This is a genomic window from Microbacterium sp. NPDC056003 (assembly GCF_042274785.1).
Classification (GTDB): Bacteria; Actinomycetota; Actinomycetes; order Actinomycetales; family Microbacteriaceae; genus Microbacterium.
Window position 1 is genome coordinate 232,202 of record NZ_JBHJXQ010000002.1, and the last position, 23,031, is coordinate 255,232.

At 68.6% G+C, this 23,031-nt stretch carries 23 protein-coding genes and 5 tRNA genes; 12 read left to right on the forward strand and 16 right to left on the reverse strand.

What is annotated here, in order from left to right; translation table 11 throughout:
• Positions 1-42: 42 nt before the first annotated feature.
• The 5 genes from ruvC to pdxS all read right to left on the reverse strand — a co-directional run bounded on the left by ruvC (position 43) and on the right by pdxS (position 3,719).
• Positions 43-621, reverse strand: coding sequence for a crossover junction endodeoxyribonuclease RuvC (ruvC, locus tag ACFC1W_RS10420; protein WP_241110666.1), 579 nt, complete (start codon positions 619-621; stop codon positions 43-45).
• Between the two features lie 63 nt (positions 622-684).
• Positions 685-1,443, reverse strand: coding sequence for a YebC/PmpR family DNA-binding transcriptional regulator (locus ACFC1W_RS10425; RefSeq protein WP_241110667.1), 759 nt, complete (start codon positions 1,441-1,443; stop codon positions 685-687).
• A gap of 145 nt (positions 1,444-1,588) precedes the next feature.
• Positions 1,589-2,122, reverse strand: a complete 534-nt coding sequence (locus ACFC1W_RS10430) for a DUF1697 domain-containing protein (protein WP_375992005.1) — start codon at positions 2,120-2,122, stop codon at positions 1,589-1,591.
• Between the two features lie 60 nt (positions 2,123-2,182).
• Complete coding sequence (gene pdxT / locus ACFC1W_RS10435; RefSeq protein ID WP_375992008.1) at positions 2,183-2,812, reverse strand: pyridoxal 5'-phosphate synthase glutaminase subunit PdxT; 630 nt, start codon at positions 2,810-2,812, stop codon at positions 2,183-2,185.
• A gap of 16 nt (positions 2,813-2,828) precedes the next feature.
• Positions 2,829-3,719: a pyridoxal 5'-phosphate synthase lyase subunit PdxS gene (pdxS, locus tag ACFC1W_RS10440; protein WP_375992011.1), complete on the reverse strand. Its 891-nt coding sequence runs from the start codon at positions 3,717-3,719 to the stop codon at positions 2,829-2,831.
• Positions 3,720-3,835: 116 nt separating this feature from the next.
• On the opposite strand from pdxS, the gene ACFC1W_RS10445 reads away from it, so the two are divergent.
• Positions 3,836-5,179 carry an aminotransferase class I/II-fold pyridoxal phosphate-dependent enzyme gene (locus ACFC1W_RS10445; RefSeq protein WP_375992014.1) on the forward strand — a complete coding sequence of 448 codons (1,344 nt, stop codon included), beginning with the start codon at positions 3,836-3,838 and terminating at the stop codon, positions 5,177-5,179.
• A gap of 7 nt (positions 5,180-5,186) precedes the next feature.
• A complete protein-coding gene (gene pdxY / locus ACFC1W_RS10450; protein ID WP_375992017.1) occupies positions 5,187-6,038 on the forward strand; it encodes a pyridoxal kinase PdxY in 852 nt (283 codons plus the stop codon).
• A 43-nt stretch (positions 6,039-6,081) separates the two neighbouring features.
• Here the strand turns inward: pdxY and ACFC1W_RS10455 are convergent, their stop codons facing one another.
• Together ACFC1W_RS10455 and thrS are read right to left on the reverse strand one after the other, a co-directional pair.
• Positions 6,082-6,639: an HIT domain-containing protein gene (locus tag ACFC1W_RS10455; RefSeq protein WP_241110672.1), complete on the reverse strand. Its 558-nt coding sequence runs from the start codon at positions 6,637-6,639 to the stop codon at positions 6,082-6,084.
• Positions 6,636-8,627: a threonine--tRNA ligase gene (gene thrS, locus ACFC1W_RS10460; protein WP_241110673.1), complete on the reverse strand. Its 1,992-nt coding sequence runs from the start codon at positions 8,625-8,627 to the stop codon at positions 6,636-6,638. The genes ACFC1W_RS10455 and thrS overlap by 4 nt, the downstream gene beginning before the upstream one ends.
• A gap of 226 nt (positions 8,628-8,853) precedes the next feature.
• On the opposite strand from thrS, the gene ACFC1W_RS10465 reads away from it, so the two are divergent.
• Entirely contained in the window at positions 8,854-9,066 is a 213-nt protein-coding gene (locus ACFC1W_RS10465) for a KTSC domain-containing protein (RefSeq protein WP_241110674.1), read from the forward strand.
• Between the two features lie 64 nt (positions 9,067-9,130).
• Here the strand turns inward: ACFC1W_RS10465 and ACFC1W_RS10470 are convergent.
• From ACFC1W_RS10470 to ACFC1W_RS10480, 3 genes are all read right to left on the reverse strand, one after another.
• Positions 9,131-9,205, reverse strand: a tRNA-Val gene (locus tag ACFC1W_RS10470).
• A 23-nt stretch (positions 9,206-9,228) separates the two neighbouring features.
• A tRNA-Cys gene (locus ACFC1W_RS10475) sits at positions 9,229-9,302 on the reverse strand.
• Between the two features lie 56 nt (positions 9,303-9,358).
• A tRNA-Gly gene (locus tag ACFC1W_RS10480) sits at positions 9,359-9,431 on the reverse strand.
• Between the two features lie 153 nt (positions 9,432-9,584).
• Here ACFC1W_RS10480 and ACFC1W_RS10485 point away from each other — a divergent pair.
• Positions 9,585-9,657, forward strand: a tRNA-Val gene (locus ACFC1W_RS10485).
• A 60-nt stretch (positions 9,658-9,717) separates the two neighbouring features.
• On the opposite strand, the gene ACFC1W_RS10490 is transcribed toward ACFC1W_RS10485, so the two are convergent.
• The gene (locus ACFC1W_RS10490; RefSeq protein ID WP_375992021.1) at positions 9,718-10,116 is read right to left on the reverse strand and encodes a tyrosine-type recombinase/integrase; all 399 of its coding nucleotides are present in this window, start codon (positions 10,114-10,116) and stop codon (positions 9,718-9,720) included.
• On the opposite strand from ACFC1W_RS10490, the gene ACFC1W_RS10495 reads away from it, so the two are divergent.
• Positions 10,034-10,603: an ImmA/IrrE family metallo-endopeptidase gene (locus ACFC1W_RS10495; protein ID WP_375992023.1), complete on the forward strand. Its 570-nt coding sequence runs from the start codon at positions 10,034-10,036 to the stop codon at positions 10,601-10,603. The two genes, ACFC1W_RS10490 and ACFC1W_RS10495, sit on opposite strands and share 83 nt — an antisense overlap.
• Positions 10,604-10,720: 117 nt before the next feature.
• Here ACFC1W_RS10495 and ACFC1W_RS10500 read toward each other — a convergent pair whose 3' ends face one another.
• Positions 10,721-11,824, reverse strand: a complete 1,104-nt coding sequence (locus ACFC1W_RS10500; protein ID WP_375992026.1) for a hypothetical protein — start codon at positions 11,822-11,824, stop codon at positions 10,721-10,723.
• Positions 11,825-11,953: 129 nt separating this feature from the next.
• Here ACFC1W_RS10500 and ACFC1W_RS10505 point away from each other — a divergent pair, with 129 nt between their 5' ends.
• The 3 genes from ACFC1W_RS10505 to ACFC1W_RS10515 all read left to right on the forward strand — a co-directional run bounded on the left by ACFC1W_RS10505 (position 11,954) and on the right by ACFC1W_RS10515 (position 15,265).
• Positions 11,954-12,382 (forward strand): hypothetical protein, encoded by a 429-nt coding sequence (locus tag ACFC1W_RS10505; RefSeq protein WP_375992029.1) that lies wholly within the window; start codon positions 11,954-11,956, stop codon positions 12,380-12,382.
• A 274-nt stretch (positions 12,383-12,656) separates the two neighbouring features.
• Positions 12,657-12,735: transfer RNA gene (locus tag ACFC1W_RS10510), tRNA-Val, on the forward strand.
• A gap of 304 nt (positions 12,736-13,039) precedes the next feature.
• Positions 13,040-15,265 (forward strand): glycoside hydrolase family 43 protein, encoded by a 2,226-nt coding sequence (locus ACFC1W_RS10515; RefSeq protein ID WP_375992031.1) that lies wholly within the window; start codon positions 13,040-13,042, stop codon positions 15,263-15,265.
• A gap of 95 nt (positions 15,266-15,360) precedes the next feature.
• On the opposite strand, the gene ACFC1W_RS10520 is transcribed toward ACFC1W_RS10515, so the two are convergent.
• The 3 genes from ACFC1W_RS10520 to zapE all read right to left on the reverse strand — a co-directional run bounded on the left by ACFC1W_RS10520 (position 15,361) and on the right by zapE (position 18,435).
• Positions 15,361-15,891, reverse strand: a complete 531-nt coding sequence (locus ACFC1W_RS10520) for a type II toxin-antitoxin system PemK/MazF family toxin (protein ID WP_375992882.1) — start codon at positions 15,889-15,891, stop codon at positions 15,361-15,363.
• Between the two features lie 67 nt (positions 15,892-15,958).
• Positions 15,959-17,200, reverse strand: coding sequence for an ammonium transporter (locus tag ACFC1W_RS10525; protein ID WP_375992034.1), 1,242 nt, complete (start codon positions 17,198-17,200; stop codon positions 15,959-15,961).
• A 206-nt stretch (positions 17,201-17,406) separates the two neighbouring features.
• Positions 17,407-18,435 (reverse strand): cell division protein ZapE, encoded by a 1,029-nt coding sequence (gene zapE, locus ACFC1W_RS10530; protein WP_375992037.1) that lies wholly within the window; start codon positions 18,433-18,435, stop codon positions 17,407-17,409.
• A gap of 119 nt (positions 18,436-18,554) precedes the next feature.
• On the opposite strand from zapE, the gene ACFC1W_RS10535 reads away from it, so the two are divergent.
• Positions 18,555-19,457, forward strand: coding sequence for a sulfurtransferase (locus ACFC1W_RS10535; protein ID WP_375992039.1), 903 nt, complete (start codon positions 18,555-18,557; stop codon positions 19,455-19,457).
• Between the two features lie 35 nt (positions 19,458-19,492).
• A complete protein-coding gene (locus tag ACFC1W_RS10540) occupies positions 19,493-19,933 on the forward strand; it encodes a SufE family protein (RefSeq protein WP_375992042.1) in 441 nt (146 codons plus the stop codon).
• A gap of 15 nt (positions 19,934-19,948) precedes the next feature.
• On the opposite strand, the gene ACFC1W_RS10545 is transcribed toward ACFC1W_RS10540, so the two are convergent.
• On the reverse strand, positions 19,949-21,169 hold the full coding sequence (locus ACFC1W_RS10545) for an alpha/beta hydrolase family protein (protein WP_375992044.1): 1,221 nt from the start codon (positions 21,167-21,169) through the stop codon (positions 19,949-19,951).
• A gap of 25 nt (positions 21,170-21,194) precedes the next feature.
• Here ACFC1W_RS10545 and ACFC1W_RS10550 point away from each other — a divergent pair, with 25 nt between their 5' ends.
• A complete protein-coding gene (locus ACFC1W_RS10550; protein ID WP_375992046.1) occupies positions 21,195-21,785 on the forward strand; it encodes a DUF3000 domain-containing protein in 591 nt (196 codons plus the stop codon).
• Positions 21,778-22,977, forward strand: coding sequence for a ribonuclease D (locus tag ACFC1W_RS10555; protein ID WP_375992049.1), 1,200 nt, complete (start codon positions 21,778-21,780; stop codon positions 22,975-22,977). Before ACFC1W_RS10550 ends, ACFC1W_RS10555 begins: the two co-directional genes overlap by 8 nt.
• Positions 22,978-23,031: the final 54 nt, after the last annotated feature.

A 23,031-nucleotide genomic window follows, 5' to 3' on the forward strand; every position in this document is an offset into this window, starting at 1 on the left:
GCCTACGTGTGCGTTCGGACGTTTGTTCGAGCGACACGCTCGTCATCGCCGCGCGAGGCGCTCGGCGTCGGCCCATGCACGCTGCGCCGGAGTGAGGGGACCGGATGCCGCGGCCGCCGCTCGTCCGCCGCGCCACGCGTGGCAGAGAGCGAGGGCCAGAGCGTCGGCGGCGTCCGCCGGCTGCGGCAGCGCATCGAGACGCAGCACCCGCGCGACCATCGCCTGCACCTGGCGCTTGTCGGCGGCGCCGTAGCCGGTCACGGCGGCTTTGACCTCGGACGGCGTGTGCGTCGCCGCGGGAAGCCCGCGCTCCCCCGCCACCAGCAGCGCGATACCGCTCGCCTGCGCGGTGCCCATCACCGTCTGACGGTTGTGCTGGGCGAAGACGCGCTCGACGGCGACCACCTCGGGCGCGTGGTCGTCGATGACCGCACGCAGTCCTGCGGCGATGAGTGCGAGCCGCTGCTCGATCGCCGCGCCGGGGTCGGAACGGACCACACCCACGTGCACGAGCCGCGCGGAGCGATCAGGCGACACGTCGACGACGCCGACGCCGCAGCGCGTGAGCCCGGGGTCGATGCCCAGGACACGCAGCACACCGCGCGCGGAAGGAGTGGTCACTCCCCCACGCTAGGCGCGTCACGCCCAGGCCCGCCCCAGGCGCGCCACGGTCGGGGCCGAGGCCTACTCGTCGTTCTCGAGCTCGGCCTGGACGTCGGCACTCAGGTCGAAGTTGCTGAAGACGTTCTGCACGTCGTCGCTGTCCTCCAGCGCGTCGATCAGGCGGAACACCTTGCGTGCCGTCTCGGCGTCGATCTCGACCTTGAGGTTCGGCACGAACTCGACGTCGGCCGACTCGTACTCGATGCCCGCGTCCTGCAGCGCGGTGCGGACGGCGACGAGGTCGGTCGCCTCGGTGATGACCTCGAAGCCCTGCGCGTGCGGCTCGACCTCCTCGGCGCCGGCCTCGAGCACCGCCATCATGACGTCGTCCTCGCTGGTGCCCTCCTCCGAGACGACGATGACGCCCTTGCGCGTGAAGTTGTACGCGACACTGCCGGGGTCGGCGAGCGTGCCGCCGTTGCGGGTGAGCGCCGTGCGCACCTCCGCCGCCGCACGGTTCTTGTTGTCGGTGAGGCACTCGATCATGAGGGCGACGCCGTTGGGACCGTAGCCCTCGTACATGATCGACAGGTATTCGACCGATTCGCCGCCGATGCCGGCGCCGCGCTTGATGGCACGGTCGATGTTGTCCTTCGGGACCGACGTCTTCTTCGCCTTGAGGACGGCGTCGAAGAGGGTGGGGTTGCCCTGCAGGTCGGGGCCGCCCAGCTTCGCGGCGACCTCGATGTTCTTGATGAGCTTGGCCCACGACTTGGCCCGGCGCGCGTCGATGACCGCCTTCTTGTGCTTGGTCGTGGCCCACTTGGAATGCCCGGACATGCTTCTCCTGATCAGGTCGGCGGCGGCTCTCCCGCCCGGCCGCGGCCGACCTCGCTGGGGGTCCGGCCACCGGCTGACCATTCTAAACCTGCGTCGTCCGTCGCGTGCCGCGTGGACGAGCGGTGCGTGACGGTCGTCGAGCCGATCAGCCCAGGATGCGCCGGAGGGTGCGCAGATTGCGGTTCGTGGTGCGCGGCTTGAAGGCGGTCTTCGCGAGCACCTTCGCGAACGGCGTGTCCACGGTCGTGCCTTTGACGGGATTCCAGTACACGACGCCGGGTCCGGGCGCGACCGGATCGGCCGAGGCATCCAGCTGCGCCGCCGCGGTCACGAGCTCATCGCGCGTCGCATCGTCGACGCAGAAGATCACCCAGGGCTGCCGGGACGCATCGGTGTCGTCGAACGGGAATCCGTCCGCGGCGGTGGCGAGCTCGCCCAGCGTCACGAGCACGATCCACGCGTCATAGCCGAAGCGGGTGCGCAGCGCCCCTTCGATCGCGGTCTTGAGCTTCGCCCGACCGGATGCCGCTCCCCCGGCCTCGAACACGACGTTCCCGCTGGCGAGCACGGTGCGCACTCTCTCGAAGCCCAGCGCGGCGAAGACCTCCGCGAGGTCGGCGTTGCGGATCGTGATGCCGCCGACGTTCACTCCCCGCAGGAGCGCGACCCAGGTCGTCATCGTCTCAGAGGGCGAACTCGAAGCCGCACCGCGGCGACAGAGACAGCGAGTCGATGAGCGTCATACGACCGAATGTACCGCCGGACGGCTCGCGCTCCGGACCGAGCGCACGGTATCGAGGAAGAGTCGGTGGAACCGATCCTCGCCGGTGACCTCGGGGTGGAACGCGGTCGCGATCAGATTGCCCTGGCGCACGGCGACGATCCGACCGTCGTCGAGCTGGGCGAGCCTCTCGACGCCCGCGCCCGCCTCCTCGACGAGCGGCGCGCGGATGAACACCGCGTGCACGGGCTCATCGCCCAGCACCGGGATCGCCAGATCGGTCTCGAACGAGTCGACCTGGCTGCCGAACGCGTTGCGCCGCACCGTCACGTCGAGACCGCCGAAGGTCGACTGACCCTCGATGCCGTCGGTGATCCGGTCCGCCAGCAGGATCATGCCCGCGCACGTGCCGTACATGGGCAGCCCGTCGGCGATCGCCGCCCGGACGGGCTCACGCATCCCGAACGCGCGCGAGAGCTTGTCGATGACGCTCGATTCCCCGCCCGGGATCACGAGGCCCTCGACCGCCGCGAGCTCGTCCGGGCGCCGGACGAGCACCACGTCGGCGCCGAGGTCCGAGAGCACGCGCGCATGCTCTCGGACGTCGCCCTGCAGCGCGAGGACGCCGACGGCGGTCCGGGACGCCATCACGACGCGGCTCCGATCACCAGCCGCGCTCGGCGAGACGGTGGGGTGCGGGGAGGTCGGAGACGTTGATGCCGACCATCGCCTCGCCGAGTCCGCGCGACACGTCGGCGATCACCTTGGCGTCGTCGTAGAACGTCGTCGCCTTCACGATCGCAGCGGCGCGCTGCGCGGGGTTGCCCGACTTGAAGATCCCCGAGCCGACGAACACGCCGTCGGCGCCCATCTGCATCATCATCGCGGCGTCCGCCGGGGTGGCCACTCCGCCGGCGACGAAGAGCACGACGGGCAGCTGGCCGGTCTCGGCGACCTCGGCGACCAGGTCGTACGGCGCCTGCAGCTCCTTCGCGGCGACGTACAGCTCGTCCTTCGTCATCGACTTCAGCTGGTTGATCTCGCTGGTGATCTTGCGGATGTGCTTCGTCGCCTCGGACACGTCTCCGGTGCCCGCCTCGCCCTTGGAGCGGATCATGGCCGCGCCCTCGTTGATGCGCCGCAGCGCCTCACCGAGATTGGTCGCACCGCACACGAACGGCACGGTGAAGCCCCACTTGTCGATGTGGTTCACGTAGTCGGCCGGCGACAGCACCTCGGACTCGTCGATGTAGTCCACCCCGAGCTCCTGCAGCACCTGCGCTTCGACGAAGTGGCCGATGCGGGCCTTCGCCATGACGGGGATCGACACGGCTTCGATGATGCCGTCGATCATGTCGGGGTCGCTCATCCGCGACACCCCACCCTGTGCGCGGATGTCGGCCGGAACGCGCTCGAGCGCCATCACGGCGACGGCGCCGGCGTCTTCGGCGATCTTCGCCTGCTCGACCGTGACGACGTCCATGATGACGCCGCCCTTGAGCATCTCGGCCAGTCCGCGCTTGACGCGTCTGGTGCCCGTATCGACAGTGCTCACAGCGATTCCCTTCGGAGGGCCGCGCGCGATCGCGCGGCGGAGAGTGGATCGGGTTTGACCTAGGCCAAAAGATACCATGTACCGCGACCTAGACTCGGACCGCGAAGGGCGGTGCCATGGACCTCGAGATCAGCGGACGATCCGCATCGGAGATCGCGGACAGTCTCCGCTCCCTCATCGAGCGGGGGATGCTCCGCCCCGGCGACCCGCTCCCGTCGGTGCGCGCTCTCGCCGACGAGCTGGGCGTCAACCGCAACACCGCCGTCGCCGCCTACCGCCAGCTCACCCAGGCGGGGGTCATCGTCACGCGCGGACGCGGAGGCACACACGTCGCCGACCATGCCGCCGTGGCCCAGGAGGGGTTCGCCGCCGACAGCGTGCTGCGCGATGTCGGGACCGGCAACCCCGATCCCGATCGGATCCCGCGGCTCGAGAAGGCACTCGCGCGCGCCGCGGGTCGGCCGGTGCTCTACGGAGAGCCTGTGATCGATCCCGACCTCGAGGTCTGGGCGCAGCGGTGGATGACCGAGGGGCTGACGGCCGCGGCATCCGCTCGCCTCACCATCACCAGCGGAGCGGCCGACGCGGTGGAGAGGCTTCTTGCCCAGGCGCTGACGCGCGACGACGCGGTCGCGCTCGAGGATCCGTGCTTCTTGGCGAGCATCCACACCGTCCGGCTCGGCGGTTACCGGCCCGTGCCGGTTCCGGTCGACGGCGAGGGCATGACCGTCGACGGCCTGCGCCGGGCGCTCGAGGACGGCGTGCGGGCGGTCGTGTGCACCCCGCGCGCGCAGAACCCGACGGGCGCGAGCCTCTCCGAGCGCCGTGCCGCCGAGCTGCGCGCACTGCTGCGCGATCACCCCTACGTGCTCCTCATCGAGGACGACCACTTCTCGATGCTCTCGCGACGCCCGTACCACTCGCTCATCGGGCCGGAGCACCGGCGGTGGGCGCTCGTGCGGTCGGTGTCGAAGTTCCTCGGACCCGACATGTGCCTCGCGGTGACCGCGTCCGACCCCGAGACCGCCGACCGGCTCGCGATGCGCCTCACGCCCGGCACCACCTGGGTGAGCCATCTGCTGCAGCGCCTGGTGCACGCCCAGGTCACGGACGCCGCCACCGTCGCGGCGATCGAGGACGCCGGCGAGCACTACGCCGCGCGCAACGCCGCCTTCGCCGAGCGGCTGACCGCGCACGGCATCCCCGCCGAAGCGGGTGACGGCCTCAACCTGTGGGTGTCGCTGCCGACGCCGGCCCGCTCGGTGTCGGAGCAGCTGATGCGGCGCGGGTGGCTCGCCCGCACCGGCGACGAGTTCGTCCTCTCGGTGGGCACGCCGTCGCGACGACTGCGCCTGACCGTGCACGATCTCGAAGACGACGACGCCGAGCAGCTCGCCGCCGACCTCGCGGCAGCGGTCCGCGCAGCCCGCGGCCGGCCCGTGCTGGCCGAGGTGGGATGATCGAGCGGTGAAGATCCTCTCGATCCAGTCGGCCGTCGCCTACGGCCACGTCGGCAACTCGGCCGCCGTCTTCCCGCTCCAGCGCATCGGCGTCGAGGTCCTCCCCGTCTACACGGTGAACTTCTCGAACCACACCGGCTACGGCGCATGGCGCGGTCCGCTCATCAGCCCCGATGACGTGCGCGAGGTCATCCTCGGCATAGAGGAGCGCGGTGCGTTCCCCGAGATCGACGTCGTGCTCTCGGGCTACCAGGGCGGCGAGGGGATCGCCGACGTCATCCTCGACACCGTGCAGCGCGTGAAGCAGGCCAATCCGTCGGCCGTGTACTCGTGCGATCCGGTGATGGGCAACGCCAAGTCCGGCTGCTTCGTGGCCCCTGCGATCCCCATCCTGTTGCGCGATCGGGTCGTACCGGCGGCAGACATCATCACGCCGAACCAGTTCGAGCTCGGATTCCTCACCGACACCCAGCCCGACACGCTCGAGACGACGCTCGCCTCCGTCGAGCTCATCCGTGCCACCGGGCCGCGCACCGTGCTCGTCACGAGCGTCGAGCGCCCGGACGCGCCGGACGAGACCGTCGAGATGCTCGCCGTCGACGACTCCGGCGCCTGGATCGTGCGCACCCCGCACATCCCGATGAAGGCCAACGGCTCGGGAGATGTCACCGCGGCGCTCTTCACGGCGCACTACCGGGGCACGGGCGATCTGGCCTACGCGCTCGCGCGCACCACGTCGAGCGTGTTCGACCTCCTCGAGCGCACGCACGCGTCAGGACAGCGCGAGCTGCAGCTCGTCGAGTCGCAGGAGGCCTACGCCAGCCCGCGGATGCAGTTCGACGTCACCCGCGTGGCATGAGAGAGGAGCGGATGCCTCGGCCGAGGCATCCGCTCCTCTGTTCTCACTCTGCCCAGGCCTCGGCCACCGCGCGGCGCACGTCGCCGAGCAGCTGCGGCAGCGCTTTGGTGCGCGCGATGATCGGGAAGAAGTTCGCGTCGGACGCCCACCGTGGCACGACGTGCTGATGGAGGTGCTCGTCGACGCCGGCACCGGCCACACTCCCCTGGTTCATGCCGATGTTGAAGCCGTCGCAGCGTGACACCGTCCGCAGCACCCGCATGGCCTGCTGCGTCAGCGCGCCGATCTCGACGACCTCTTCATCTGTGGCCTGGTCGTAGGTCGCGATGTGGCGGTACGGGCAGATCAGGAGGTGGCCCGAGTTGTACGGGAACAGGTTCAGCAGGGCGTAGGCGGTGCGTCCGCGCGCCACGATGAGCCCGTCCTCGTCGGACTTGTCCGGGGCCTCGCAGAACGGGCACGTCTCGCGCAGCGGATCGGGCCCGGCCTTGATGTACGCCATGCGATGCGGGGTCCACAGGCGCTGGAACCCGTCCGGCACACCCGGGAGCGTCGCCGCGTCGATGAGCGCGGGGTCCGCACCCGGGCGGCCATCCGTCACGAGAAGTCCTCGGCGCCGTTCACCAGAGCGTGCGATGCGATCGCCGAGTGCACTCGGCGCACGGCGTCGGCGATCGGCACACCGTTCTCCTGTGTGCCGTCGCGGAAGCGGAACGACACCGTGCCGGCGGCCTGATCCTGCGCGCCCGCGATCAGCATGAGCGGCACCTTCTGGGTGGTGTGCGTGCGGATCTTCTTCTGCATGCGGTCGTCGCTGTGGTCGAGCTCGGCGCGGACGCCCTCGGTCTTCAGCTGCGCGATGACCTCACCGAGATAGTCGGCGAAGTCGTCGGCGACGGGGATGCCCACGACCTGCACCGGCGACAGCCACACCGGGAACGCGCCCGCGTAGTGCTCGAGCAGGATCGCGAAGAAGCGCTCGATGGAGCCGAACAGTGCCCGGTGGATCATGATCGGCCGCTTCTTCTGGCCGTCCCGGTCGGTGAACTCGAGCTCGAAGCGCTCGGGCAGGTTCACGTCGACCTGCACCGTGGACAGCTGCCAGGTGCGGCCGATAGCATCCTTCGTCTTCAGGTCGATCTTCGGGCCGTAGAACGCGGCCTCGCCCGGGACTTCGGTGACCTTGAGGCCACTCGCGTGCGCCACGTTGCGCAGCGCGTTCGTCGAGTAGTCCCAGAACTCGTCCGAGCCGATCCACTTGTCCTTCTCGTCGTCGCGCATCGAGAGCTCGAGCTCGAAGTCCTCGAGCCCGAAGTCGCGCAGCATCGAGATGACGAACTCGAGGACGCGCGTGGTCTCCTGCTCGAGCTGGTCGGGGGTGACGAACAGGTGCGAGTCGTCCTGGGTGAAGCCGCGAACGCGGGTGAGCCCGTGCAGGGCGCCCGACAGCTCGTTGCGGTAGACCGTACCGTTCTCAGCGAGGCGCATCGGCAGGTCGCGGTAGCTGCGTGCACGCTCCTTGAAGATCAGGATGTGCATCGGGCAGTTCATCGGTTTGAGGTAGTAGTCGACGCCTGCCTTGGTGATCTCGCCGGCCTCGTCGCGCTCCTCGTCGAGGTGGATGGGCGGGAACATCCCCTCCTTGTAGGTGACGAGGTGGTTGGACTGCAGGAAGAGGTCCTGCTTCGAGATGTGCGGCGTGTACACGTAGGTGTAGCCGCCCTCGACATGGCGACGACGCGCGTGCTGCTCCATCTCGCCCCGCACGACTCCGCCGCGCGGATGCCACACCGACAGGCCCGAGCCGATCTCGTCCGGGAACGAGAAGAGGTCGAGCTCCTTGCCGAGCTTTCGGTGGTCGCGCTTGGCGGCCTCCTCCATTCGCTGCTGGTAGGCGCGCAGCTCGTCCTTCGAAGGCCAGGCGGTGCCGTAGATGCGCTGCAGCTGCGGGTTCTTCTCGCTGCCGCGCCAGTACGCGCCCGCGACGCGCTGGAGCGCCCAGCCGTTGCCGATCATGCGTGTGTTCGGCAGGTGGGGACCGCGGCACAGGTCCTTCCAGACCGTCTGCCCGTCGCGGTCCACGTTGTCGTAGATCGTCAGCTCGCCGGCGCCGACCTCGACGGAGGCCCCCTCGGCGGCTTCCTTCGTGCCGCCCTTGAGCCCGATGAGCTCGAGCTTGAACGGCTCGTCGACGAGTTCGACGCGCGCCTCCTCGTCGGAGACGACGCGGCGCACGAAGCGCTGCCCCTCGCGGATGATGCGCTGCATCTCCTTGTCGATGGCCTTCACGTCTTCGGGCGTGAACGGGTGCTCGACACCGAAGTCGTAGTAGAAGCCGTCGGTGATCGGCGGGCCGATGCCGAGGGTGGCCTGCGGGTTGATGCGCTGGACGGCCTGGGCGAGGACATGCGCTGCGGAGTGCCGCAGGATGTTCAGCCCGTCGGGGCTGTCGATGATGACGGGTTCGACCTCATCGGCGTCCTCGACCCGCGTGGCGAGGTCTTTCAGCTCGCCGTTCACGCGGAGGGCGACCACAGAGCGGTCGGGGAAAAGGGCGAACCCGTCGGCGGGGTACGACACGTCAGTCACGGAAACTCTCCTGGAGGTGGCTCGGATCAAGGCTACTCAGCTTCGGACGCCGGGCGCGTCCTGCCCGCTCAGGCGCCGAGCGTTCGCGTGCCGGCCGTCACGGCCCAGAATGCGTGCGTCGACACGGCGAGTTCCATTCGTCGAGTCTATCCAGTCGCTCCGGGCGCACCGCGCCCGCGGCGCGGGCGGCGGTCCGGCATGGCCGCTCCGTCGTACGCTCGGCGACATGAGGCGACGGCGCATCGAGTCCTCCGCCATCGCGGCGGTCGGCTACGACCCCGCGATGGCGATCCTCGAGATCGAGTTCACATCAGGTGACGTGTACGAATTCTTCGCGGTTCCGCCGTCTGTGCACGACGGACTGCTCGCCGCTGAGAGCCCGGGGCGCTTCTTCCAGTCGCGCATCCGGGAGCGGTATCCCGACCGTCGGAAGCGGTGAGACACGGCTCGCGCGGTTCGGAGCCGAAAACGCGAAAACCCCCGGCATACGGGGGTCTTCCGGGTGGTGCGCGATACTGGGATCGAACCAGTGACCTCTTCCGTGTCAGGGAAGCGCGCTACCGCTGCGCCAATCGCGCCTGTACAGGCTATTCAGTTCGAGTGGAGGTGGCGACGGGATTCGAACCCGTGTAAACGGCTTTGCAGGCCGGTGCCTAGCCGCTCGGCCACGCCACCGCGTGTGGTTTGACCCCACGTGCCGTGGCCTCCCGGTGAGAAGGCCCCTGCACTCGAGCGGATGACGAGACTCGAACTCGCGACCCTCACCTTGGCAAGGTGATGCGCTACCAACTGCGCTACATCCGCATTTCGTTCCCGGATTCTCACCCGGGCACTTGAAGAACTTTATCCCACGAACGGCGGAGCGCAAAACCGAGCGCGACCCGCGCGTGTCTCACATTCCGGTCTCGGGCACCCTCCCGTATCCGGTAGTATCGACTCTCGGCCCCTCGGGGCAGCGGGCGATTGGCGCAGTTGGTAGCGCGCTTCCTTCACACGGAAGAGGTCATCAGTTCGAGTCTGGTATCGCCCACCGGAAAGAGGCCCGGAATCACGCGGAAGTCGCGGATTCCGGGCCTCTTGCTTTGCCCGCTCAGGCCGGTTGTGTGTGCGGTGTGTGTGACGATGCCCTCGGAATCATCGCTGAGACGCGCTCTGCGTGCACCCGGTCGGCGTCGCCGACGCGCGCCACGTAGAGGTCAGCGGTGATGCGGCTCGTCGAGTGGCCGAGCCGTTCCGACAGCTGCGTGACGTCTCCCCCGCCCGCGATCCAGAGTGACGCGTGTTCATGCCGCGCGCCGTGCAGCGTGATCTTCGGGAGCCCCGCGCGCTTGCGGAGCGTCTCAAACAGGCGCGTCGCGTAGTCGGGCTTCACGGGCTCGCCGCTCTCCATGGTGAAGACATAGCCCGTGTCGGTCCACGCTGCGCCCCAGAGCTCCCGCTCGCTGTCCTGCCGCAGCCGCCAGCTGAGCAGTGCACCGATTCGTTTCACTCTCGCGCACGAGCTCGGCCATCTTGTGCTCCACTCCTTCCGCCAGTCGGCGGATCCGGAGACGGAGGCGCACCTGTTTGCGGGCGCGTTCCTCGTTCCCGACTCTCGCGCGGCCGAACTGATTCCACCAGACTCGACGCTGCAGCAGCTCGCGCGGGTGAAAGCTGGTTGGGGCGTCTCGATCGCCGCGCTGGTGAAACGGGGCGAGGCAGCCGGCACGATCGACAAAGACCGCGTCTCGACGCTCTACCGTCAAATCTCGTCTCGCGGATGGCGCAAGGAGGAGCCCGTGCACGTTGGCGCAGAGACGCCGCGCCTGCTGTTCCGCCTCCTTCAAGATCGCTATGGCGAGAACCCCTACGCTGCTGAGCGCATCGAGCACGAGCTCGCATTCCCGGTCATGACCCTTCGCGCGCTCGCGCCCGCTCCTGCCGCAGTCGGCAGGTCGACCACCTCACGCCCGGTTGCGCAGTTGCGGGCGCTATGACATCGACAGGATCGGCGTCAGGAGCTCGTGCCGCAAGCCCTGCTGGATCGAGAATGCGGCCAACGTGACGATTCTGGCGAGCCGCACCGGGTATGGATGGACCGACAACCCCTGTTCTCAATAGAAGAGGATCGAGGCCTCTTGCGCCGCGCTGATGGCGTTGAGCTTCACGAAGAACGAGCCGGTATATCCGCACGCGCATCCGAAGCCGAAGTGCTGGCCGTGGGCGACGGCGTAACCCGTCACCGATTGGGTTGTGAGCCAGGGGCCGCCCGAATCGCCGTGGTCGGTGTAGTGCTGATTCATGAGGACACCGCTCATGCCGGAGTAGGTTGTACCCGCGCACGAGGGCAGGGTGTAAGTCGGCATCTTCACGGTCGCGACGGTGAGACCGGTGGTTCGTCCGCTCATCGCGACGGAATCGCCCGCGCCCCAGGCGGTGTCGATCGCGACTACGCGACGGACGACGTTCGTCGTCTGGTTGCCGACAAAAACCGTGGGCGAGTAGGAGGTCCCGCTCATGATGGCTGAGTCGACGCCCGGCTTCGACTGGAACACTGTGCCGACATACGTGCCGTTGTTATACCAGCTGACATCGATGCAGTGTCGGGCTGTCGAGCCTACGATTTGCCCCGAACCCCAGCGCTTCCACGTAAACCCTAGGGTGCATCCGTAGTTAGCGGAATCAATAGCTGCGCCGGCCGTGTACGGCTGGTAGTCGTCCACGCGGCTCTCGGGTGCCCACCCTTCCACCGGCTCGATTCGCTCAAGAACGACCCTGGGGTCGTCGAGATTCTCGATGGCACGAATGAGGATCGGGGCGTCCTTGAAATTCGGGTCAACCTGCAGCAACACCCGGTTGCTCGCCGGATCATGACCCCCGCCGATGCCAGTGGCTCCGGCCCACTCCTTCTGATGCTCGAGCAACCTGGCCGCGAGTTCGTCGAGCTCGCGCTGTGAATACTCAACTCGCTCAAATTCCGTGGCGAGAGGGGTCGCGGACGCGGAAACGATCTTCCGGGCCTGCTCCAGGGCGGCGTCAGAAGTCATCCGAACGGTCAGCACTCCAGAATCGCCGTCCCAGAGGAGCCCGCCGTCGTACTCCACCAGTGGCGCAAGCAGCGACCGCAACCGATCGCGTTCGGCCGACTGGTCAGCGTCGCCGGTCAGATCGGCAGGAAGAGGGTCCTGGTCGGGTGGTGTCTCTTTGCCGTCGTCCACGGAACGGGGCGCTGTGCGCTCCTCGGCGAACGCGACGTTGGTCGAGCCGGCGACGAAGAGCCCGATTGCGAGAAGACCGACGACGCCAAGAAGACTCCGCTGCGTTTTCGCATGCTATAGTGCGCCGTCATGACGGCGCAATGGAGATCGTTTGGCACGGTGAGTGGTGCTGTACTGATCACCCTGGTTGCCGCGGGCTGCACTTCCGTTTCCCCGCCTGACCCCACCCCGACCGGGGACGAGATCCGGATTGTCACGAGTAACCAGACCGAACCGACCGGCATGGAGGTTCAGCTCACCGCAGACCTAGTCATCGGCGACAAGGGGTGTGTCCAGGCGGAGACCGCGGGCGGCACCGTGAATCTTGTGTGGCCTAGCGGATACACCGTCCACGGGGACAGCCAGGCGTTCACCGTCCTGAACGCCGACGGGGACGCCGTCGCCGCATCAGGGTCCACCGTGACAATGACCGGTGGGCCTGGTGACGAGGTCGACGCGGCATGGGCCAACGCTGATTGCATCGATGGTGAGCCTTGGATGGTCGGCGCCGCCAAGTGATGCTGGAGAGCGGGTCCGAACCGGTGGTCCCCATTTCGACCATCGCCTGGCGGCTAATCATCAGCACTTGCCGCGCTCATCGACCAGTCGATGACCAAACGCGCGCGAGCGCCCGTTCGACCGGTCGAAGCGAAACCCGCGCGGGCGCGTGCGCAGGTACGGCACGACCGGCGCTGTGTGCGCGTGTGTGTGCGGACGGGATGGGATGGTTTGGGATGCGTTGGGACGGCGCGTGCTGCCGATGCTACTGGGCACCGAGATTCCGGGCTTTCTGGGGACGAGATGGGACCCGTTGGGACGGTCTTCTTTCCTTCACACGGAAGAGGTCATCAGTTCGAGTCTGGTATCGCCCACCGAAATGCCCCCGCTCCGGCGGGGGTTTTCCGTTGTCGGAGCCCTCGACAGAGCCGGTCGTCCCGACCGTGTCCCGTACGCGAACCCTCTGACCGGGATCCGCACGAGGTGGTGGCGCCGGATGAGGATGCTCTCACGCCTCGGCGAATGTGAGCGGTAACGCGATAGCGTGGCCATCAATCCGCTCCCCTGCGGATCTCCGGTCGACACGGTGGTCGCCACTGCGACGAGTCTTGACTCGCCGTGCACGACGCCCGCGTCGGACCAGGCGACGTTCCAGAACCGTCCGGAAAGAGGGCACCGATGCCACAGATCCCATCCCCCACCTCGCCGAACCGAACACCGAGCCGCCGAGTCACGGCCCGCCTCCTGTCGCTGGCGACGACCGGCGCGCTGGGCGTCGCCATGCTCGCCGCAACCCCCGCGATGGCCCAGATCCCCGAGACCTCGTCTCCGCCTGACGCCGCCGCTGTCACGGCGGCGGAGCAAGAAGCGCCGGAGCAGGAGTACGAACGCTACGTCTTCGCGTCGTTCCACGGCGGCGATGACGGCGGCAGGAACGGCGAGCAGATCTGGATCAGCGCATCCAAGGGGAACGACCCCCTGAACTGGTACGAGCTCAACTACGACGAGGGGACGTCGGTGTCACAGCCGATCCTCCAGACCGTCAACCCGCCCCAGGGGCAGATGGGCCTGCGCGACCCGTCACTCATCCGCTCGGCGGACGGTGAGAGCTTCTTCCTCCTCGCGACCGACCTCAAGACCTACCAGGACGGCCAGTCGTGGTCGTACCGCCAGTCGAAGGGCTCGCGGAACCTCGTGGTCTACGAGTCCGACGACCTCGTGAACTGGTCGGAGCCCCGCTTCATCAAGGTCGAGGACGATCACGCCGGCAACGTCTGGGCGCCGGAGGCTTTCTATGACGAGAAGAACGAGCAGTACATCGTCTTCTGGGCGTCGAACCTCTACCCCGACGAGAACATCGAGAGCCGCAACACGTCGCAGATCTCGTACAACCGCATCCGCGTGGCCACGACCAAGGACTTCGTGACCTTCAGCGAGCCGACGACCTGGGTCAACCTCGACCGTTCCACCGGCCGCCAGGGCTGGGGCATGATCGACTCGACGATGATCGCGACGGATGACCGGATCTACCGTCTCACCAAAGACGAGAACGGCTTCCGGGTGCTGCTGCAGTACATCGACTCGCTCGACAACCTGTACGACACGTGGGGCGCGGAGGAGACCACCCCGTACGTGACGAACCGCAACCCCATCACGCCGCTGACCGAGAACCCCCACGCGTGGACGATGGTGGGCAACCCCAACGGCTCGAGCAAGTGGCAGATCCCGGGTCTCTCCGGCGGCAACCTCGAGGGACCACTCGTCTTCAAGGACAACGTCGAGGACAAGTGGTACGTCTTCATCGACTACGCCTCCGGTGGCGGCTACGTCGCGTGGCGTGCCGATTCGATGGACACGCCGCCGAACGAGTGGGAGTACCTCGGCCAGTCGTGGTGCAACACCACCGGCCTCTCCAGCTCGTGCAATGCCCGATCGGAGACGTCGCCGTACTGGTCGCTGCCCGTCAGCCCGCGACATGGCTCGGTGCTTCCCGTCACGCTCGAGGAGTGGGAGGGCGTCATGGCCCACTACAACTCCCCCGTGCATGTCGAGGCGTCGGTCGTCGATGAGAGCGGTGCGGCCGTCGAGGAGGACGCCTGGCTGAACGAGGCGCCCCACCTCGAGGTGGACTGGACCGACTTCAACGACACCGGTCTCTCGCCGGCATGGCTGCGGCTGGTCGAAGGCCACAACGACGGCCCCCGCGTCGTCGCAGCCGACACGATCACCGACATCTCTCAGGGCATGACCGTGCCGGTCAACGCCGCAGAGGGGACGAACTGGGCGCAGCTCGAGTATCGGGATGCCTCGCTCGGCGGCGACGCGGTCATGCTGTGGACGACCGACGTGGCGTACAAGCTGGACACGACAGCGCCCGACGTCGACGTCCAGGTCGACGGCTGGAACGTCGCCGCCTCGGCGACCGACCCGCTTCCCGCCGGTGTCGCGGAGAACTCGGGCATCGCCACGTGCGAACTGCGCGTCGACGAGGGCGAGTGGGCCGATTGCGAAGCCACGTCGACGCTGGAGCCGTCGATCGTCGACCGCACCGTCACGGTCCGGGCGACAGACAACGCGGGGAACGAGACCACCGAGACCGCCGTGGTCGAAGGCTCCGGTCTCGTCTCGACCTCGATCGACACCCGGTGCGTCGGCTCGAAGGTGATGCTCATCGTCACGGTGACCAACCTCGAGGACGCACGGGTCTCGTCCACGGTGACGACCACGTACGGATCGCGGCCGGTGCCGTCACTGAGTGCGGACAAGAGCCGCTCGCAGGCCTTCGCCACGCGCCTCGAGAGCATCCCGGCCGGCTCCGTGGAGATCACGAGCACGGCGACGATCGGCGGTGAGACGATCACCGTGGAGGACGTCATCGACTACTCCGCGTCGACCTGCGGCTGATCCGCAGCTCACGCGCTCGAGGGGTGCGTCGCCGGCTCGGCCGGCGGCGTGCCCCTCGTTGCGTGCGAGGGTCCGAGCCGGCCTATCCGTAGACCCTACGCCGTGGCGCCTTCCGCGCCCCAGCCGTAGCGGCTGCCGAGCGCCGCGGCCACGCGGGCGAACCGGTCCGGCTCGAGGACGGATGCCTCACGCCGCATGCCGGACCGGTGGACGCGGTAGATCTGCTCGATGTCGACCCAGGATGGCCGACCGCGCGCATCCCACGATCCCGAGCCGAGCGCGAGATAGTCGCGGTCGCCGTCGTGCGACTTGCTGGTGAGCCGGACGGCGTACACCCAGTCGTGGTCCTCGCGTGCGATCACGAGCACAGGCCGATCCTTGCCGCGTCCGTCGCGCTCGTCGTACGGCACCCAGGTCCAGATGATCTCGCCGGCATCGGGCTCGCCGTCGACATCCGGGAGATAGCTGATGCGCAGGGCGCCCGGTGCCGGAGGCACGATCTCGACGGTGGCGGTGGCTCCGAACCGTCCGGGCTCATCGCCTCCGACGTCGGAGGGCGGGGTGCTCGCCCCTGCCGGACGGAAGAGCTGCGCGATTCGGCTGAGCAGGCGGGAGTGCGTCACCAGGTCACCCTAGCGCCGACGACGAGGGGCGCCGCGGTCGGACCGCGACGCCCCTCGTTCGGTCGATGCGTCAGACGCGCTCGTCGAGGAGATATCCCTCCTCGCCGTGCACGACCGTGTCGACGCCGGCGATCTCGTCCTCGTTCTTGACGCGGAAGCCGATCGTCTTCTCGATGACGAACCCGATCGCGAACGACACCGCGAAGGAGTAGATCAGCACGCCGAGGGCGGCGATGACCTGCACGACGAGCTGCTCCGGGCCGCCGCCGAGGAAGAGACCGGTCTCGGTCGCGAAGAAGCCGAGGTAGATCGTTCCGATGAGGCCGCCGACGAGGTGGATGCCCACGACGTCGAGCGAGTCGTCGAAGCCGAGCTTGAACTTCAGCTCGATCGCGAGGGCGCAGACGGCGCCGGTGACGACACCGAGCAGCAGGGCCCATCCGGGGGTGAGGTTGGCGCAGGCCGGAGTGATCGCGACGAGACCGGCGACGGCACCCGAGGCGGCGCCCACGGACGTGGGCTTGCCGTCCTTGAACTTCTCGACGAGGATCCAGCCGATGACCGCGGCCGCGGTCGCGCCGAGCGTGTTGATGGTGATGAGGCCGACGCCGCCCATGTCCTCCGACAGCCACTCCGCGCCGCCGTTGAAGCCGAACCAGCCGAACCACAGGAGCGAGGCGCCCAGCAGCGTCAGGGGCACGTTGTGCGGCTTGAGGATGCCCTTCTGGAAGCCGATGCGCTTGCCGAGGACGAGAGCCAGCGCGAGGGCTGCGGCACCGGCGTTGATGTGCACGGCCGTGCCACCGGCGTAGTCGATGACGGCGACGCCGCTCTCCTCGCCGAACAGCGTGGTGCCGAGGTTGTAGACCCAGCCGCCGCCCCAGACCCATGCGGCCACGGGGAAGTAGACGAGCGTCGCGAACAGGCCCGCGAAGATCATCCACGCGCCGAACTTGGCGCGGTCGGCGATGGCGCCGGAGATGAGCGCGACCGTGATGATCGCGAAGGTGGCGCCGTACGCGGTGCCGAGCAGGCCCACGTTCGCATCGTCACCCGACGCGAGGCTCGCAAGCCCGAAGTCGCTGAAGGGGTTGCCGGCGAAGCTCCAGGTGCCGTCGACGACGCTCATGTTGGCGCCGTACAGGATCCAGAGCACACCGACGAGGCCGAGTGCGCCGAAGCTCATCATCATCATGCTGACGACGCTCTTCGCTTTGACCAGGCCGCCGTAGAAGAACGCCACACCGGGCGTCATGAGGAGGACTAGAGCGGTTGCGGTTACCGCCCAGGCGATGTTGCCGGGTGCGTCCATGGGGTGATACCTCGCATCGGGGTTCGGTGGTGACAGAGCCACGAAGCACTCGGGAGGGTGCTGCGTGTTCCGTCAGTCTGGCGAGCGAGCGTTTCACCGGCCGTGCGTGTCGTGTTTCCCGATCGTTACAGCGGCCCCGTACGTGTAAACATCCTGTTTCGGCGTGACGAGAACGCGCCGCGAATCCGCGCAGGAAGCGGTGTGCGTCAGGCGAGCGTCGACGCGACGAGCCGCGAGACGGCGCGCAGGTACTTCTTGCGGTACCCGCCGGCGAGCATCTCCTCCGGGAAGACGAGGTCGAGCGAGATCCCGGTCGCCCGGATCGGCAGCTCGGCGTCGTAGACGCGGTCGATGAAGGCGACGAACCGCAGCGCGGCGGACTGGTCGGTGAAGGGCTCGACGTCGCGCATGCCGACGGCGCTGAGCCCCTCGATCAGGCGGATGTACCGGGACGGGTGGACCTTCGCGAGATGCGAGACCAGGTGGGCGAAGGTGTCATCCGACACCAGGCCCGAGGCCGAGGCATCCGCCACCGCTGCTTCGTACTGGGGCTGGGACAGCACCTGGGCGTGTCCGTCGACCGCGCGATGACGATAATCGGTGCCGTCGATGCGGATGGTCTGGAAGCTCGACGCCATCGCGTGGATCTCGCGCAGGAAGTCCTGGGCGGCGAACCGTCCCTCGCCGAGGGCGTTGGGAGGGGTGTTGGATGTCGCGGCCAGCCGCGTGCCGGAGGACACAAGCTCACCGAGCAGACGCGTCATCACCATCGTGTCGCCCGGGTCGTCGAGCTCGAACTCGTCGATGCAGAGCAGGTCGGCTCCGCGGAACAGCTCGACGGTGTTCTTGTAGCCGAGCGCTCCCACGAGCGCGGTGTACTCGATGAACGAACCGAAGTACTTCCGTCGAGCCGGCAGCGCGTGGTAGATCGCGGCCAGCAGGTGCGTCTTGCCGACGCCGAAGCCGCCGTCGAGGTAGACGCCCGGCTTCGTCTCGGGCCGCTTGGCCTTGCGGAAGAAGCCGCCCTTGGCCGGCTGCCCGGCGCCCGAGAAGGCGAGCAGCAGATCCTTCGCCTCCTGCTGAGACGGGAAGGCGGGATCAGCGCGGTACGTCTCGAACGTCGCATCGGCGAACTGCGGCGGCGGCACGAGGGCTGCGACCATGTCGGCACCGGCGAGCTGCGGCGCGCGCTCCACGAGGTGCACGATGCCGGTACGGGTGGTCGAAGCGGTCATGCGCATCCTGTGTCGGTGTCTTACGGGAAGAGGCGGTGTCCGTGCCCGGGAATCTAGGGTGAGATCGGACGGTTCAACCCTAGTCGTCCCCTTTGACGCCCCGACCCGAGGAGCAGCCCATGACCGTCGAGCCCGACACGTCGTCCGCGAAGTTCGCCGAGTACTCCGAGCCGAACCGGCTCGTCACCGGCGAGTGGCTGCAGGAACGGCTCGACACCCCCGGTCTGGTCGTGGTCGAGTCCGACGAGGACGTGCTGCTGTACGAGACCGGTCACATCCCGGGCGCGGTGAAGGTCGACTGGCACACCGAGTTGAACGATCCGGTGGTCCGCGACTACGTCGACGGCGCCGGCTTCGCCGAACTGCTCAGCCGCAAGGGCATCAGCCGCGACGACACCGTGGTGATCTACGGCGACAAGAACAACTGGTGGGCCGCATACGCGCTGTGGGTCTTCTCGCTCTTCGGCCACGAGGATGTGCGCCTGCTCGACGGCGGCCGTGACAAGTGGATCGCCGAAGGCCGCCCGATCACCACCGAACCGGCGAACCGGCCCGCGACCGACTACCCGGTCGTCGAACGCGACGACCGCGCGCTGCGCGCATACAAGGAGGACGTGCTCGCCCATCTCGGCAAGCCCCTCATCGACGTGCGCTCGCCCGAGGAGTACGACGGGTCGCGCACGTCCGCGCCGGCGTACCCCGAAGAGGGCGCGCTGCGCGCCGGCCACATCCCGACCGCGAAGAGCGTGCCGTGGGCACGTGCGGTCGCCGAGGACGGCGGCTTCAAGACGCGAGCGGAACTCGACGCCATCTACCGCGACGAGGTCGGCCTGTCCGACGGCGATTCCGTCGTCGCGTACTGCCGGATCGGAGAGCGCTCGAGCCACACGTGGTTCGTGCTGAAGCACCTCCTCGGCTTCGAAGACGTCCGGAATTACGACGGCTCGTGGACGGAGTGGGGCAGCGCGGTTCGCGTGCCCATCGTCGCGGGCGCCGACCCGGGCGAAGCGCCCGCGCGCTGAGCCGGCCGCTCGTCGCACGTGAAATGATGGCGGGGATGTCTGACCCTGTTCTGCCAGCGAGCCTCGCCGAGATCCGCGACGACTTCCTCGAGCTGCCCGAATCCGAGCGGCTCCAGCTGCTGCTGGAGTTCTCGCAGGAGCTCCCGCCGGTTCCCGTCGAGTACGAGGGGCACCCCGAGCTCTACGAGCGCGTGGCCGAGTGCCAGTCCCCCGTGTTCATCGTGATCGACGTCGACGACGACGACGTGGTCGCGATGCACGCGATGGCACCGCCCGAGGCGCCGACGACCCGAGGGTTCGCGAGCATCCTCGCCCAGGGCATCACCGGGCTCACGTCGGACGAGGTGCTCGCGATCCCCGCGGACTTCCCGCAGAGCATCGGCCTCACGCGGGTCGTCTCGCCGCTGCGGATCTCCGGGATGACCGGCATGCTCATGCGGGCGAAGCGCCAGGTGCTGGCGAAGCGCGACGCCTGACGGGCTGCGCGGCGATCACTCCTCGGCGGATGTTGTCACGGCGCTGAGGTCATGGGCCGAGAGCCAGGTGCGGATGCGTGCGCTCCAGCGCTCCTGGTCGTAGTTCCACAGCTTGGTGTGGCGCGCCACCTCGAAGACCTCGAGCTCGACGATGTCCGGACGCGCCGTGACCAGGTCGTGCGACGCGTCGGACGGGACGAAGCCGTCGTCGTCGCTGTGGAGGATGAGGATCGGATGCCGCAGCTCTCCCGCGCGCGCGACCACGTCGAGGCGGTCGAAGGGGATCGCGCTGCCCGCCCGAGTGATCGGTGTCGCCCACTCGCTCTTCAGCGCGCCGATGGCGAGCCCGCTCACCGTCGGCGGAACCTTCATGAGGCGCGCCTGGTACTCGAGCACGAGGCGCCAGTCGACGACCGGTGACTCGAGGATCAGCCCGGCGATCGCGTCGCGGTGGGGCGAGTTCAGCGAGACCTGCAGCGAGATCGCCCCGCCCATCGACCACCCCATGAGGATGATGCGCTTCGCGCCGCGTCGGCGGGCGAACCCCACGGCCGCGTCGACGTCGCGCCACTCCGTTGCGCCGAGCGTGTAGGTGCCTGCGCGACTGCGCGGTGCCTCGCCGTCGTTGCGGTACGACACCACGAGCGAGGTGATCCCCGCCTGGTGGAAGAGGGGCACCGCCCGGAGGCACTCGGCGCGGGAGGTCCCGCGGCCGTGCACCTGGATGACCCACACCTCGCCGTCTCCCCCAGGGAACAGCCACGCCGGGCACGGTCCGACCGCCGAGCCGATCAGCTCGGGCGTGTAGGGCAGGTGCAGCTCGTCGGGACGGTCGAAGTACCACCCGCTGAACGCGGCGTCGGGCGACAGCCGCGAGTCCGAGCCGATGTGGGTGAGCAGCTTGCGCTTGACGCTGGTCTCGTCTTCGGACAGCACCGAGCCGAGCTTGACGTAGTTCGACGTCCCGCTCGTGAAGAGCCCGTAGCGTCCGGGAAGCTCGGTGTCGGGTGTGCGCGTGAGCGTAATCGTCTGCGCGGCGGTGTCGAGCGACAGGATGCGGGTGTCGGGCAGCCGAACGGCCGGCGTGACCACCCGACGCGCCATGTGCACTGACGCGACGGCGAGAGCGGAGAGCACGCCGGCGAGGGCCACGCTGATCACGGTGAGCGCGGCCCGGATCCCGGCGACGAGACTGGGGGATGCGCCGCTCATCGCGGCGCGCCTGGAGGCGACCATCGAGGCCTCACTCTAGTCTGTCCGCGTGGCTGAGCATCGTCCCCCCGCGGCTGCGACGCCGTTCGAGCAGGTGGCCGACCAGGTTCGGGCGATCGACTTCCGCGCCGACATCGCCGTCCGCGAGATACCCGCGCCGTCGGGACTCGCGCCGTTCGCGCTCGCTCTGGCCGGTGACGTGCGCCCCGAGCAGGAGGGCGTCGATTCCGCCTACGGCACCGGCCGCTTCATCCTGCTCCACAACCCGGAGGAGCACCCGCAGTGGAACGGCTCCTGGCGCATCGTCTGCTTCGCACAAGCGCCCCTCGAGCCCGACATCGGCGTCGACCCGCTGCTCGCCGACGTCGCCTGGTCATGGCTGACCGACGCCCTCCGATCGCGGCGCGCCGGATTCCACTCGGCCTCGGGCACCGCGACCAAGACCCTCTCCAAAGGCTTCGGCTCGCTGGAGCACGAGGGCGACGGCGCGCAGATCGAGCTGCGCGCCTCGTGGTCTCCGGAGGGCGGGATCGCTCCGCACGTGGAAGCATGGGCAGAGCTGGTGTGCATGCTCGCGGGTCTTCCGCCGGGCTCGGAAGGGATTGCAATGCTGGGTTCTCGTAAGGCGACGCGTGACTGAGTACCTCGTCATCGATCGGCTCGACGACCTGATCGACGCGTCGCGGCGCCTCGGCGAGGGCCACGGACCCGTCGCCGTCGACGTGGAGCGCGCATCCGGTTTCCGCTATTCCCAGCGGGCCTACCTGATCCAGGTCTTCCGCCGCGGAGCAGGCGTGTTCCTCTTCGACCCCCCGCCCATCGGCGACTTCAGTTCGCTCCAGGCCGCGATCGGCGACACCGAATGGGTGCTGCACGCGGCGAGCCAAGATCTGCCCTCGCTGCGCGAGCTCGGACTCGAGCCTGCATCGATGTTCGACACGGAACTCGCCGCCCGGCTCCTCGGCCACGACCGGGTGGGCCTCGGCGCGGTCGTCGAAGACACGCTGGGCATCACGCTGGCCAAGGCGCATTCCGCCTCGGACTGGTCCACCCGGCCGCTCCCCCAGTCCTGGCTCGAGTACGCCGCGCTCGACGTCGAGCACCTCGTCGACGTGCGCGACGTTCTGGTGGGCGAGCTCGAGGAGCAGGGCAAGACCTCGTTCGCCGACGAGGAGTTCCGGGCGGTGCTCGAGCGTGAGCCCAAGCCTCCGCGCGACGAACCCTGGCGTCGACTGAGCGGCCTGCACACCGTCCGAGGCCGGAAGGCGCTCGCAGTCGCCCGTTCGCTGTGGACCGCGCGCGAGGATTATGCCCGCAACGAGGACGTCGCGCCGGGTCGGCTCGTGCCGGACCGCGCGCTCGTCGCCGCGGTCCTCGCCGACCCGAAGTCGAAGCAGGAACTCGCCGGCGTGAAAGAGTTCACCGGCCGGGCCAGCCGCTCGCAGCTCGACCGGTGGTGGGCGGCGATCGAAGACGGACGCGCCTCGAAGGACCTTCCGCTCGAGCGGGCGACGGGCGGCGACTCGCTTCCCCCGCCCCGGGCCTGGCCTGATCGCAACCCCGAGGCGGACGCCCGGCTGAAAGCCGCACGCCCCGCCGTGGAGCAGCTGGCCGAAACGCTGCGCATGCCGACCGAGAATCTGCTGACCCCTGAGTTGCTGCGCCGTGTCGCGTGGGCTCCGCCCGAGCCGCTGACCGCGGCATCCCTCGGCGAGGCTCTGTCATCGCTCGGCGCGCGCGAATGGCAGATTGCGCAGACTGCACAGGTAATCGTCGATGCCTTTGTGGGTTCCGTGCAAGAGCCGACGAAAGCGGCGGAAACGGCTTCGTAGGTTTCCGCCACCCGTTTTTTCTGCCCTCCGTCGCGATCCTAGGCTGGCGGCATC